Genomic DNA, 12,746 nt, shown 5'->3' with positions numbered 1-12,746 from the left:
CCGGTCAGTGCCCCGCGGCGTCCCAGGTCCCCCCCTCACCGGTGGAGACGTCAAGAGGGACGTTCAGTTCAGCCGCCGCGTCCATCTGCTCACCCAGGACCTCGGTGACCACGTCCTTCTCCCCGTCGGCGACCTCCACGACCAGTTCGTCGTGGACCTGGAGCAGCACTCTCGACGCCAGGTCACGGCGGGTGAACTCCCGGTCCACCCGGAGCATCGCCCGCTTGATGATGTCGGCCGCCGTCCCCTGGATAGGGGCGTTGAGGGCGGCCCTCCCCGCAGCCTCGGCAGCGACACGGTTACTCGAGTTCAGCTCCGGAAGGTAACGACGCCTCCCGTACAGGGTCTCCGTGTACCCGGTCTCGCGGGCACGGGCCACCACCTCGTCCAGGTAGCGCTTCACCCCGCCGAAGCGTTCGAAGTAGTTCTCCGTGATCTGCTTCGCCTCACCCGCCGAAATCCTCAGCTGCTGGGAGAGTCCGTACGGGGACAGCCCGTAGACCAGCCCGTAGCTCATCGCCTTCACCCTGCGCCGGAGTTCCGGGGTGACCTGGTCGACGGGGACGTCGAAGACCCGAGAACCCACGTAGTTGTGCAGGTCCTCCCCGTTACGGTAGGCCTCGGTGAGGCCCGGGTCCCCCGACAGGTGCGCCATCACCCTCATCTCGATCTGCGAGTAGTCGGCGGTGACCAGGGTCTCGTAGCCGCTGCCCACCCGGAACGCCTCACGGATCCGCCGTCCCGCCCCGGTGCGCACCGGAATGTTCTGGAGGTTCGGGTCCGAGGACGACAGTCGCCCGGTGGCCGCACCCCGCTGGTTGAAGGTGGTGTGGATCCGGCCGTCGTCGGCGACAGACTCGATGAGTCCGTCAATCGTCGACTTCATCTTCTGGTACTCACGGTGGGCCATCAGGTGTCCGAGGAACGGGTGGGGGTGGGACGCCGCGAGTTTCTCCAGCTCACCGGCGGCGGTGGAGAACCCTGTCTTCGTCTTCTTCGTCGTCGGCAGGCCCAGCTGCTCGAAGAGCACCCTCTGCAGCTGCTTCGGGCTGGACAGATTCAGCTCCGGGTCACCGGCGATCCGGCGTGCCGCAGCGACCTCGGTGGCGATCTTCCCCTCGTAGTCCCCGGCCAACGCGGTCAGCTCCGCCCGGTCCACCGCGATCCCGGTGGCCTCCATCCTCGCCAGGACAGTGGAGAGCGGAACCTCGAGGTCGAGGTAGAGCTCCATGGCACCGATGTCCGCCAGTTCAGGGGTCAGTGCGACGACAAGCTCCGTGACCGCCTGTGCACGCGACGGGCCCGGGGCGTCGGCGGGGAGTTCATGACCGACATGACGCTGGACCACGTCGGCGAGATCACCGGTCCTCAGGTCCGGCCGCAGCAGGTAGGCGGCAAGGGCGGTGTCATGCTCCACCCCGTCCAGCCGGAGCCCGGAGCCGTTGAGCTTGTGCCACTCGGTCTTGGCGTCGTGGACCCACTTCGGTGCGCCCCGGTCAGCAAGCCAGTCGCGCAACGTGGCCTCGTCCGCAGGGTCCTGGTCGGACAGGTCGATGTCGACCACATGCACCGCGGCGTCCTCCCCCGGCACGGGGTCGAGCAGGGCGATCCGGTCGGCGCGTCCACCATAGGGGGTGCCCAGGCCGGTGACGACCACGGCGAGCGGCCTGTTCACCGTGGCGTCCCCTGCCGGCCGGTCCACCTTCCAGGCGGTGTGGGCCGCGAGCCATTTCGCGAGTTTCCCGTTCCCGGGTGCATCGAGGGTGAGTTCCGTGGTCCCCCCGTCCTCGAACTCCACGCCGAAAGTGCGGAACGCCCTGTTGCGCAGGGTCGTGCCGAACTGCAACGCCTCGAACACCGCCAACGCGGCGGCCGGGTCCGGGTTGCCGGGGACGAGCGCGTCGAGAGAACCCTCCTCGCCGAGGTCGAGGTCGCGGACCATCTCGGTGATGTTGCGCGCCAGCAGCACATCGTCGAGATGGTCGCGCAGAGCCTGGCCCACCTTTCCGCCGATCTCGTCGATGTGTTCGACCACGCCGTCGAGACTGCCGTAGGTCGTGATCCACTTCTGCGCGGTCTTCGGCCCCACCCCGGGAACGCCGGGCATGTTGTCGGAGGTGTCTCCGCGCAGCGCGGCCAGGTCCGGGTACTGCGCGGGGGTGACCCCGTACTTCTCGAGAACCCGGCCGGGGGTGAACCGGTCCAGCTCGGACACTCCCCTGAGCGTGTACAGGACAGTCACGTCATCTGAGACGAGCTGGAAACTGTCCCGGTCCCCGGTGCACACCAGCACCCGCATCCCCGCCTCCCTGCCCCGGGTGGCCAGGGTCGCGATGATGTCGTCAGCCTCGTAGGACTCCTTCGACAGGGTGGTGACACCGAGAGCCTGCAGCGTACGCCGGATGAGCTCCACCTGGCCGTGGAACTCGGGCGGGGTCGAGGGACGCTGCGCCTTGTAGGCGGGGAACTGTTCCGAGCGGAACGTCGGTCCGGCCAGGTCGAAGGCCGCCGCAACATGGGTCGGCTTCTCCGTCTCGACGAGCCCCAGAAGCATACCGAGGAACCCGTAGACGGCATTGGTGTGCTGTCCACCGGTCGTGGAGAAGTTCTGGACGGGCAGGGCGTAGAAGGCACGGAAAGCCAGGGAGTGTCCGTCGAGGAGAAGAAGGGTGGACTGCCCGGCAGTCGCCTTGTCGGTACTGTCACTCCGGGTCTTCGGGGGCGCGACGTCGGTCATGGGGCCTTCCAGCGGGAACGGGTTCTGGGGAAATGTCGTCGGGGGTTGTCGTCGGGGCAGATGTGCCGGCATCCGGGTCGGCCTGGACCGGCATGTGCCCGGACACGGGGCGGCGGAACAGCTCACCGAGTGTACTGCGGGCTATCCTAGTCGCCATGACAGATCAGACCCCGAGGCCTGTGGGAGCATTCCGCCCTGACGGCGCTGACACCCGGGACAGCATGTCCCCGCGCCGCCGGTCCGAGGACACGCGCCGTGAGATTCTCATCGCCGCACGCCGGGTGTTCTCCGAACGCCCGTACTCAGAGGTCTCCCTCAAGGAGATCGCCGCCGAAGTGGGTGTCAGCGCACCGCTGATCATCAAGTACTTCCGCACCAAGGAGAACCTGTTCGAGTCCCAGTTGGACTTCTCGGCCGCGGCGGCGCGTATCGAGGAGGTCCCCTTTTCCGACCTGGGAGTCTATCTGACCCGCCTGGCCGTGACCTCGGCGCCGGACTCCCCTAACTCGATCGTCCACCGCCTGGCGGATTCCGGAGGCAACAGGCACATCGTGGACGCCATCGGCCGCGCCTACCGCGAGCAGGTCGTGGACTGGCTGGTGAAGAAGATCGCCGAGGAGTCCCCGGAGAACGGGAACGATTCCGCAGAGGACGCCATGGACGCCGAGACCCGCGCCGAAGCCGCCATGTCAATGCTGGCGGGACTGTCCCTGATGCGCAGGCTCGTCACCGAGGACTTCTTCGTCTCTGAGCGGGTGGAGACATTCATCAGTTACTACGGCTCCCTGATCCAGGGGGCCCTGGACGGGCGCCCCGGTCAGGTGCAGTAGTATCGTCCACCGACAGCCGGGGGTGCGAGAGCCCGCCGCTGAAACCGCCCCAGTAGCCCAATTGGCAGAGGCAACGGATTCAAAACCCGTCCAGTGTGAGTTCGAGTCTCACCTGGGGCACCAGAGAAAGGGCACCAGAGAAGCAGCGATGATGTGGTACCGGTCCGGTACCACATCGCGGCGGCGAGAACGGGCCCTGTGAACCCTTGGATCACTCCCACTCATTCCTGAGACATCAGGCGCGCCACATGATCAGTTCTTATATGGTACCAATGGGAGAATGAGGCCGGCTCAGCATTCCACCGACGGGGGCACTGCGCCAATGCCTGCGGCTGAGCAGCCCCTCCCCCGGGATGTGGACACGTTCAGGAGATCAGTCACACGTTATTTCAAGAAATACTGGTGTTTCAAAGGATTTGCATCGCGTGAAGAGTTCTGGTGGGTACAGCTGTATCTGCTCATGGTATCGTCGGCTTTGACGATGGTCGGAGTTCTCGCAGGAGAGTCAGTTTCAAATGTACTCAGCAAATTCTGTTTCGCCGCATTCATAGTTCCTTCCCTTTCCCTGAGTTGGCGTCGTCTGCACGATGCAGGGTTCGCAGGTCTCTGGTTCCTCATCAATGCCGTCCCCTTCGTCGGCTGGCTTGGCTTTATCGTGATGACACTCTTACCGACCGACAGGACAAAGCAGAAGAAGAAATGGAGCGAGCCTGCCGATATCTGAGGTGCACGGAAATGGCCCGGATCGGGACAGCTGCATCGCGCGAACTGTACAAGGACCACAGAAATTCCTGCGGCTGTGCGACATCAGCTGGCAGTCGGCGAATCAGGACTGTCACCTGTGACCTTGCCTCGTCCGTTTTCCCGACCTCCCGCCTCACTCGTGCTGGTTCCGGGAAGTGTGATCTGACCAGCAGGGACAGTAGGCATACTCACCGCTGCCGTCCATTCGTCCTGAATTCCGTTCCAGACAGTGTGCAACAACTGGCTGCCCGGCCCCTGCTGAAAAGTGAATGTGCCGGCCTCGCTGCCCATCCTGTCACCTACCGCGGACAACGCGAGAATCATCGCCTGCATGGAGTCGACACCTCCGGAAACCATCTCAACTTCCCCGCTGTCGAGACCGTGTATCGACCACCGGACGAACCAGTCCTGCCCGTCACTGTACGGGGCCCACACACGGATCCGCACCGCTCCGCCGTTTTCGCGCTGGAGAGTACGGGACACCACCGGCACCTCCGCCGCGGTCATCTTACGGTCCGACAATCTGCCGGGCAGGTGGCGCGGTCTGCAGCCACCGCACCGGGGGACACCACCATATTTCCTGCCAGAGACGCTGCCATTCCACTTTCCGCCTCACACACCGTCGGGTTGGCCGCCAATATACCTCACCGAAACTGGACAGGCAGAACCGCAGACCGGCGTGACGCCTGACAGATCGCGTCGCCGGACACGATGACGACCGGGGCATCGGAGGGTAGACACGGGGTCAACCGTCCCGCAGGTCTTCCTGCCCGACAACTGGACGGGGACGACCTCACAGGAACAGCTGTACGGATCAGCCTTCCACCAGTTTCCCACGAAGATCGTTCAGCTCACTGTCGGAAAGCCCCAACCCGTCGGTGATGTAGGAGTCAAATGAGCCGTATTTCTCGTTGACCTCGTCCAGACCCGCCTGGAGATATGAACTCTGGACCCCCAGCAGTGGCTTCATGGTGTCGGCCGCAGTCTGACCGTTCTTCTCCACCATGGCGTCATAGTATTTCCCTATACGGTCCTTCGTATAGTCATTGGTGAGAAGGTAGTTGTTCATCACGTCACTGTCCGATACACCGGCAGCTTTCAGCAGTACTGCCGAAATCCATCCCGTGCGGTCTTTACCTGCACTGCAGTGCACGATCACCGACCCGGATGAATCGATCACGTCGCGCAGTGTCGCCGCAATCTGCTTGCGCAGACCGGAATCCGTGACCATTGATCTTTCAGTGTCCTCCATCATTCTTGTCGCACTTTCAGGGGTGGTCGATGCCGATACCGAGGAGTCGGTGGACTCGGTACCGAGAATGTTTCTGTTGATCCATTTGGCTCCGGGCACCGTCACGTCAGGCGATTCACGAATCTCGGAAGGAGTACGCAGGTCGAGGATGGTGGATATATTCAGTGACTCTACAGTCTTCAGGTCTTTTTCGGACAAGGTGAGTACATTCGAACGGTAGACTACGCCCCGGGAAATATGTCGGCCATCCGCAGTTTCGTAACCGTCACCGTCACCTGCCACATCTCGGAAATTATCAGCAGATTCTAACCTGGGAGTTACCTGTACCGCATCGCGAATCTCTGTTACATCGGTTGATTTTGATTCTTCAGAGCTTGCCGCGGTGGTGGCAGCATGGGAATCATGGTTTTCAGAGCAGGCAGTTGTCGACAGAATAATCACTGAAGCAAGTGCAACTGTTCCGAGCATGTACTTTTTCTCAATCACGAACTTACACCGTATCCGGATAAAATGGACAGTGTTCATCCACCGGATGAACATTGTCAGTACACGGCCGTATCCGGGAACTCTCCGTTTCCCGGCCCCGCCGAGCCGACCTGCACTCAGGCGGGTACGGGTAGACCGGCATGGCGGGCCAGGACCTTGCGCACCGCCTCGGCGGCGACCTTCTCCTGGATCCCCATGTCCAGCTCCGATGTGAAGCCGACACAGGAGCAGTTGATCTCGCCGAGCACATAACTGTCAGATCCGTCGTCGGCGGTGTCCAGCATGAAGTCAGCCGACCACAGCAGGGGGACGTCACCGTGTCCGCTTCCCCCCGCGCCCAGCCGCTCCGCGACGAAAGGCATCGCTTCTCCGAACATTCCGACCAGTTCAGGCCATTCTCCGGGTGAGCCGTAGGTGTACCGGGCACCTGAGAACAGGGTCGCCGAGAAGTTCTCCCCGCCCTCAGCCGGCTTCTTGTGGACGACGAACACCGGTTCATCACCGACCATGAGTATCCTGATCTCCCCCTCGACAATCCTCGGCATGAATCGCATGTCGACGATCATCCCGTTGTCGCCGTGGATGTAGCTGTCGCAGAACCGCATGAACTCGTCGAGCCGTCTGATCTCGGTGTGGTTGTCCGCAGCTTCAGTACACCGCAGCACAGTGTCCGTGGGCAGCGCGGTACCCGGGCGGGACGCCGCCGCCACCTCGTCGTCGTCGACCCTGACCCGCCAGATTCCCGAGCCTGCGGAACCCCGGTTCTGCTTGAGCACACGCTCACCGAAGGACAGGGAAGTCGGGAAGGTCCGGTGGAAGGTGTCGGTGTCGTAGTACGCGGCCGTGTCCGGTGGAACCAGCGGCGTGCCGACAAGCCGGACCAGGGCGTCTTTCGCGCCGAAGGCGAGCATGTCCTGCGGGGTGGGCATACCCACGAGGCCGGCACCGGAGAGTCGCCCGAGCAGACGGAGATAGCCGGCCTCCCCGCCCGGAACAGTCCCCGGGTTCACCCGCGAAATATAGGCGTCGAATCTCCCGGAGACATGGGCGAACAGCTCCTCCTCCCATTCGGGACGGTAGTAGATGACCTCGCATCTCCATCCGAGGTCCCGGATCGACTGCACTATCGGCATCGTGTCTCTGCGGTGTCCGGTGAAGTCCTTGTCTCCCCCGCCCTCGGTCTCGAACACGGCGATGGCTCTGCGCAGTCGCGCACCGGCACGGTCATCCTGAATCACAGTGGTCATGGGGCTCACTCCTGACTTGTACGTGACTGTCTGTTCCGGGCGCCACGCCAGAGCTGCAGTAGTGCCACAGCAGTGCCACAGCAGTGCCGCAACGGTCGGTGCCCGGTGATGCGGAAGCTACGGGATGAAGGAAACACCGGGCCGACGCCCACATGAGGTCCCGGTGAATGCCACACACATGTTTCACAGCGGTTCCGCCCCTGCACCGGCCATGCGTTCACCCGGGCACAACCGGGCCGTGGTGTGACAGACAGGTAACTTCCCGTCCCCGTTGCGCGTGCACCCGTCCGGGCCGCATACGGCGTCCCCTAAGATCTTCCCCATGACATCCCCCACCCACACTCCGAGAAGTCCGGCGGGGCGGAGGAGCGGCCGGCCAGTCCGGGCGGTCTTCGCCGCTGTCGTCGCCGTGGCGTCCGCGGTGGGGCTCACCGCCTGCGTGACAAACACGGAATCGGCGAATCCTGAAGGCTGGGTCTCCACCCTGCCCGCACCGGACCCCGCCCTCCGAGAGCTCCTCCCCGCCGGGTACCGGAACGGCGGTACCCTCACCGCAGGCACGAACCCCACATTCCCGCCCAACCAGTTCAAGGCACCTGACGGCCGGATCATCGGCTTCGAGGTCGACCTCGTCAACGCCACCGCAGCCCTGCTCGGGCTGAAGGTGGAGTTCCGCCAGCAGGACTTCAACCTCATCCTCCCCTCGATCGACGGAGGCACCGTCGACATCGGCGCCTCCGGATTCTCGGACACCGAGGAACGGCAGAAGAGCTACGATTTCGTGGACTTCTACACCTCCGGCATCTCCTGGGCCACCACCCCTGGCAGGGAGGTTGACCCTCAGAACGCGTGCGGACTCACCGTGGCCGTGCAGAAAGGGACCTACTCCGACACCGATGACGTCCAGGTCAAGGCCGACGAATGTGCGGCCGCGGGAAAACCGGCACTGACCAAACTCGTCTACGAGTCCGCGAATGCGGCGTCCACCGCCACGGCGCTGGGACGGGCGGACGCCATGAGCTCCGACTCCGCCGTCACGGACTACGCCATCGGACGGTCGAAAGGGAAACTTGTCCCCGCCGGGGACGCCTTCGACACCACCCCGTTCGGATGGGCCTTCGGCAAGGGCTCGGACCTCGTCCCGGCCTTCGCCGCCGCACTCCAGAAACTCATCGACTCGGGCGAATACCGGAGGATCCTCACTCCGTGGGGGCTGACCGACGGCATGATCCAGGCTGTCACGGTGAACACAGCTCCTCCGGAACGGTCCGCGGAAACCACGCCGACGCTCGGGGACGACGACAGCAGCACCGGGAACACCTCCGGCGCCGGGCCGACGACCGACAGTGAAGACCAGTGAATGACCGTGAACGCCGGTGCACTCCGGGTAGAGCCGGTGCACCTTCCGCGAACAAGGAGACTGACCAGTGACCACCCCTGAAACCACCGCCGCCGGAACCCGGCCGGTCGACAACGACGTCGTTCCTCTGAAACATCCGGGACGGATCGTCGCCGCAGTCATCCTGCTGGCGCTCGCGGCCTGGTTCGTCATCGGTGCCCTGACGAACAGTGCCTACGGCTGGTCCACCTACCTGAAGTACCTGCTCGACAAGAGGATCGCGGAAGCCGCCCTGCACACGGTCGCACTGACCGTGCTCGCCATGGCCATCGGAATCGTTCTCGGGGCGGTGATGGCGGTCCTGAGGATGTCGCCCAACCCGGTGATGAGGGGATTCTCATGGTTCTACCTGTGGATTTTCCGCGGGACACCGGTGTACGTCCAGCTGGTGTTCTGGGGACTACTCGGAGCGATCTACAAGACGATCAACGTCGGTTTCGCCGAGATTGACCTGACGGACGCCCTGAAGAACTTCTTCGTCCTCGCCTTCGTGGGACTGGGTCTCAACGAGTCCGCATACATGGCCGAGATCGTCAGGGCAGGACTGCAGTCGGTTCCCGAAGGACAGACCGAGGCGTCCAAGGCCCTGGGCATGACGTGGTGGCAGACCATGCGCCGGACCGTCCTGCCCCAGGCGATGCGCATCATCATCCCCCCGACCGGCAATGAGCTGATCAGCATGCTCAAGACCACTTCCCTGGTCATCGCGGTCCCCTACGCGGGCGAGATCTACGGCCGTTCCACAGACATCGCCTACGCGATGTTCGAACCGGTTCCGATGCTGCTGGTCGCTGCGACGTGGTACCTGGTGATCACCTCGGTGCTCATGGTCGGACAGCACTACCTGGAGAAGTACTACTCCCGGGGTTCCTCCCGGACCCTGACGAGCCGACAGCTGGCCGCCGTGACGGACGCCGAGGGGGTGCCTCCGGCGAATGTGAAGGTCGTGGGCCCCGGCACTCCCGGCACCACTGACATCGACAACAAGGAGAACCGCTGATGACCTCCGGAGACACACCGACGATGATCTCCTTCCGCAACGTGTGGAAGCGCTACGGCTCCCTCGACGTGCTCCGCGGGATCGACCTGGACGTCCCGACCGGCTCGGTCACCTGCCTCATCGGCCCTTCAGGCGGTGGAAAGTCCACCCTGCTTCGCTGCGTCAACCATCTCGAGAAGATCGACGCCGGCCGGATCGAGGTCGCAGGTGAACTCATCGGATACCGGGAGAAGGACGGCAGACTCCACGAGATCTCGGAGCGGGAGGCTGCCCGCCAGCGTGCCGATGTCGGCATGGTCTTCCAGCAGTTCAACCTGTTCCCCCACCGGACGGTCCTCGGCAACATCATCGAGGCCCCGGTGAAAGTCAAGGGTGAGTCCCGGGAGCAGGCCGAGGCCACCGCCCGTGACCTGCTGGACCAGGTGGGTCTGGCGGACAAGGCCGACGCCTGGCCGGTGCAGCTGTCAGGCGGTCAGCAGCAGCGGGTCGCCATCGCACGGGCTCTGGCGATGAAGCCGAAGCTGATGCTCTTCGACGAGCCGACCTCCGCACTGGATCCGGAACTGGTCGGCGAAGTACTCAGCGTGATGCGCCGGTTGGCCGATGAGGGGATGACGATGCTGGTCGTCACACATGAGATGGGTTTCGCACGTGAGGTAGCGGACCAGGTGGCGTTCATGGCCGACGGCCGGATCGTGGAACAGGGCCCGGGCAGGGAACTCATCTCCTCCCCGAAGGAGGAGCGCACCCGCACCTTCCTGTCCAGCATTCTGGACTGACGGGCCCCGCCCGGAGCTCAACGGGGGCTCAACGGGGGTTCACCCGGGTTTCACCCGGGGCGGGGTTCCGGGGGCAGGGTCCTCAGTTGCCGAACAGTCGTGAGAGGAAACTGCCGCCGGACTTCCGCGCCGCCTCTGCTGCTGCGGTTTCTTCTCCGGTATGGCTGCCGTCACACCACTGGCCGGCCGGCACTGTGGCCTTCACCGCCGCAATGTGCTGGCCGCACCCGGCCCAGGTGGTCTTGCCGCAGACCCGACACTTCACTGCACGACACATGTTCACTCCTGTTCGGTGGACCTCTGATACCCTCCGGGGTATCTTCGCCCCTGACGATACCCCATGGGGTATGCAGACGCGCAAAAGTAGCCCCGGACGATCCGACCACACCGTCCACAGGGACGGAAACGGCCGGATAACGCCCGGGGCAGACGTTCCCGAGATTCCTGCGCTGTCCCTTACGGACGCACGTCGACGTGCCAGGGCACCCGGGGCCTGCCCGGATCATCCAGGATCTGCTGGAAGAGCTGCTCCGCCGGCTGCTTCTCCCTTTCGGTGAGCACCTCTGACAGACGCATGGACAACCCGCTGATGCTGCCCTCGTACTTCTGCACGTCAAAGACGAACGCCGCGGGCTCCGGAGCCTCGGACGTGAGGTCGAGGAACCCGTAGTCCCTCCACACCCCTTCCAGACTGGGGTCGGCGGCGACATCGGTCCGGACCTCCAGGTCCGCGGTGAGCACGTCGGCGTTGGCGGCGAGCAGACGGCGGAACTCCTCGCCGATCTCCGAACGTTGCTCCGGGGTGGACAGGACGCTGAACACGATCTTTGGCATGCGGTCCAGTAAAGCACCGGTTGTTACACACATCCAGGGGCAGCTGACACATCCAGGGGTTACCCTTGACGTGTGATTGGTCACTCCCCGATGAACCCGGCACCCGTCCCCCCTCTCACCACCCTGCCCGACGGCACGATCAAGCAGGTGAACCCCTTTTCGGGGACCGAGGTCTGGACTGTTCCCGGCCGGGCACACCGCCCTGTCCCGGTACACGGGCCCGCCCCGTACGAGGTCACGGACGCCAACCGGGACACCGCCACCGACTTCGGCATCGGCAATATGCTGCGGACCACCCCGGAGAAGGCACGGCTGGTCATCGACGACAACGGCGAACCCCGGATCCTCCGCGGTCTCACCGTCTCCCGGCTGCATGACACCGACCCCCTGTTCCGGCGGGTGGCCAACCTCTACGAGATCCTCACCTACAACTACTGGGCCGTCAACTACGGGTACCGGATGGACGCCTCAGCCGCCCGTCACATGGCCGAGTACCTTGCCGAAGACGCCGGGGTCGACCATGTCGCCTCCCTGCTGCGCACGAAAATGGAACGGGCCGGCGTCCCCGCAGCACAGATCGACGAGGCCCTGGACGGGGACAACAGGTTCCGGACCGTGCAGGAGCAGGGCGCCTCACTGTTCGGCGGGGGCCACGACCTCATCCTCGCGCGGAACCACTTCATCCCCGGCGCCACCCGCAGTGACCAGTTGTGCGGCTCCGGGGAGCTGAGCTGGCAGGTGCACCGTCTCTACATCGCTTTCACCGTGGACGCCATGGACCGGCTCTACCGGGCCAACCCCTACGTCCGCTACGTCGCGGTCTTCCAGAACTGGCTCGCCCCCGCCGGAGCCAGTGTCGACCACCTCCACAAGCAGCTGGTGGCGATCGACGAACACGGCCTGCAGAATGAGACAGAGATCGCCCAGGTCAGGTCGAACCCCAACATGTACAACGAGTGGGCGGTGGACTATGCAGGCCACCACAACCTCATTTTCGCGGAGAACGACCACGCGGTCGCCTTCGCCGGATTCGGCCACCGCGGGCCGACCCTGGAGGTCTTCTCCCGGTCCGCGACCACCGAACCCTGGCTGATGCGTGACGAGGAGCGTGACGCCGTCTCCGACCTCGTCCACGCCTGCCATGTCGCCGCCGGACCGGCCGTCCCCTCGAACGAGGAGTGGCTGCACCGGCCTCTGGACGTGGACGTGCCGATGCCGTGGCGCATCGTGATCAAGTGGAGGACGTCCACGCTCGCCGGTTTCGAGGGCGGAACCAAGATCTTCATCAACACCGTCTCGCCGAAGGACCTCAAGGAGCAGGTCCTGGCCTCACTGCTCACGGCAAGGGAGGAAGGACGCCTCGCCCCGGGCATCCGCCTCGGCAACGAGTGTGTGTTCCAGCGCAATTCACTGAAGTACAATCCGGCGATACAGTGAG

Annotated in this window: 12 protein-coding genes and 1 tRNA gene; 7 read left to right on the top strand and 6 right to left on the bottom strand. The window is 64.3% G+C overall.

Annotation, left to right across the window (positions count from 1 at the left end; translation table 11 throughout):
* Nucleotides 1-4 precede the first annotated feature (4 nt).
* A complete protein-coding gene (polA, locus tag E0E18_RS01105) occupies nt 5-2,737 on the bottom strand; it encodes a DNA polymerase I (protein WP_130839112.1) in 2,733 nt (910 codons plus the stop codon).
* Between the two features lie 155 nt (nt 2,738-2,892).
* On the opposite strand from polA, the gene E0E18_RS01100 reads away from it, so the two are divergent.
* The 3 genes from E0E18_RS01100 to E0E18_RS01090 all read left to right on the top strand — a co-directional run bounded on the left by E0E18_RS01100 (nt 2,893) and on the right by E0E18_RS01090 (nt 4,291).
* A complete protein-coding gene (locus tag E0E18_RS01100; protein ID WP_237559575.1) occupies nt 2,893-3,567 on the top strand; it encodes a TetR/AcrR family transcriptional regulator in 675 nt (224 codons plus the stop codon).
* 46 nt (nt 3,568-3,613) lie between these two features.
* Nucleotides 3,614-3,690: transfer RNA gene (locus E0E18_RS01095), tRNA-Leu, on the top strand.
* A gap of 199 nt (nt 3,691-3,889) precedes the next feature.
* Nucleotides 3,890-4,291, top strand: coding sequence for a DUF805 domain-containing protein (locus E0E18_RS01090; RefSeq protein WP_161972226.1), 402 nt, complete (start codon nt 3,890-3,892; stop codon nt 4,289-4,291).
* 83 nt (nt 4,292-4,374) lie between these two features.
* Here the strand turns inward: E0E18_RS01090 and E0E18_RS14415 are convergent, their stop codons facing one another.
* The 3 genes from E0E18_RS14415 to E0E18_RS01080 form a co-directional block, all read right to left on the bottom strand.
* Nucleotides 4,375-4,818: a DUF6968 family protein gene (locus E0E18_RS14415; protein WP_066588814.1), complete on the bottom strand. Its 444-nt coding sequence runs from the start codon at nt 4,816-4,818 to the stop codon at nt 4,375-4,377.
* Nucleotides 4,819-5,125: 307 nt separating this feature from the next.
* Nucleotides 5,126-6,049 carry a tyrosine-protein phosphatase gene (locus E0E18_RS01085; RefSeq protein ID WP_161972225.1) on the bottom strand — a complete coding sequence of 308 codons (924 nt, stop codon included), beginning with the start codon at nt 6,047-6,049 and terminating at the stop codon, nt 5,126-5,128.
* 116 nt (nt 6,050-6,165) lie between these two features.
* Nucleotides 6,166-7,257: a Cj0069 family protein gene (locus E0E18_RS01080; protein WP_130841102.1), complete on the bottom strand. Its 1,092-nt coding sequence runs from the start codon at nt 7,255-7,257 to the stop codon at nt 6,166-6,168.
* 361 nt (nt 7,258-7,618) lie between these two features.
* On the opposite strand from E0E18_RS01080, the gene E0E18_RS01075 reads away from it, so the two are divergent.
* The 3 genes from E0E18_RS01075 (at nt 7,619) to ehuA (ending at nt 10,474) form a co-directional block, all read left to right on the top strand.
* The gene (locus E0E18_RS01075) at nt 7,619-8,656 is read left to right on the top strand and encodes an ABC transporter substrate-binding protein (RefSeq protein ID WP_130839109.1); all 1,038 of its coding nucleotides are present in this window, start codon (nt 7,619-7,621) and stop codon (nt 8,654-8,656) included.
* A 67-nt stretch (nt 8,657-8,723) separates the two neighbouring features.
* Nucleotides 8,724-9,695 carry an amino acid ABC transporter permease gene (locus E0E18_RS01070; RefSeq protein WP_066588820.1) on the top strand — a complete coding sequence of 324 codons (972 nt, stop codon included), beginning with the start codon at nt 8,724-8,726 and terminating at the stop codon, nt 9,693-9,695.
* Nucleotides 9,695-10,474: an ectoine/hydroxyectoine ABC transporter ATP-binding protein EhuA gene (gene ehuA / locus E0E18_RS01065; protein WP_066588823.1), complete on the top strand. Its 780-nt coding sequence runs from the start codon at nt 9,695-9,697 to the stop codon at nt 10,472-10,474. Before E0E18_RS01070 ends, ehuA begins: the two co-directional genes overlap by 1 nt.
* Before the next feature lie 82 nt (nt 10,475-10,556).
* On the opposite strand, the gene E0E18_RS01060 is transcribed toward ehuA, so the two are convergent.
* Nucleotides 10,557-10,751 (bottom strand): hypothetical protein, encoded by a 195-nt coding sequence (locus tag E0E18_RS01060; RefSeq protein ID WP_066588826.1) that lies wholly within the window; start codon nt 10,749-10,751, stop codon nt 10,557-10,559.
* A gap of 179 nt (nt 10,752-10,930) precedes the next feature.
* Nucleotides 10,931-11,308 (bottom strand): hypothetical protein, encoded by a 378-nt coding sequence (locus E0E18_RS01055; protein WP_066588831.1) that lies wholly within the window; start codon nt 11,306-11,308, stop codon nt 10,931-10,933.
* A 72-nt stretch (nt 11,309-11,380) separates the two neighbouring features.
* On the opposite strand from E0E18_RS01055, the gene E0E18_RS01050 reads away from it, so the two are divergent.
* A complete protein-coding gene (locus E0E18_RS01050; protein WP_066588833.1) occupies nt 11,381-12,745 on the top strand; it encodes a DUF4921 family protein in 1,365 nt (454 codons plus the stop codon).
* The last annotated feature ends 1 nt before the right edge of the window (nt 12,746 follow it).

Source organism: Corynebacterium neomassiliense, from assembly GCF_900626215.1.
GTDB lineage: Bacteria > Actinomycetota > Actinomycetes > Mycobacteriales > Mycobacteriaceae > Corynebacterium > Corynebacterium neomassiliense.
Note: the sequence above shows the minus strand (reverse complement) of the source record. Positions and strands in the feature narration are given on the sequence as shown.

Coding starts and splice junctions, on each gene's coding strand:
- polA (WP_130839112.1), bottom strand. CDS start 2,737: ATGACCGACGTCGCGCCCCCGAAGACCCGGAGTGACAGTACCGACAAG.
- E0E18_RS01100 (WP_237559575.1), top strand. CDS start 2,893: ATGACAGATCAGACCCCGAGGCCTGTGGGAGCATTCCGCCCTGACGGC.
- E0E18_RS01090 (WP_161972226.1), top strand. CDS start 3,890: ATGCCTGCGGCTGAGCAGCCCCTCCCCCGGGATGTGGACACGTTCAGG.
- E0E18_RS14415 (WP_066588814.1), bottom strand. CDS start 4,818: ATGACCGCGGCGGAGGTGCCGGTGGTGTCCCGTACTCTCCAGCGCGAA.
- E0E18_RS01075 (WP_130839109.1), top strand. CDS start 7,619: ATGACATCCCCCACCCACACTCCGAGAAGTCCGGCGGGGCGGAGGAGC.
- ehuA (WP_066588823.1), top strand. CDS start 9,695: ATGACCTCCGGAGACACACCGACGATGATCTCCTTCCGCAACGTGTGG.
- E0E18_RS01060 (WP_066588826.1), bottom strand. CDS start 10,751: ATGTGTCGTGCAGTGAAGTGTCGGGTCTGCGGCAAGACCACCTGGGCC.
- E0E18_RS01055 (WP_066588831.1), bottom strand. CDS start 11,308: ATGCCAAAGATCGTGTTCAGCGTCCTGTCCACCCCGGAGCAACGTTCG.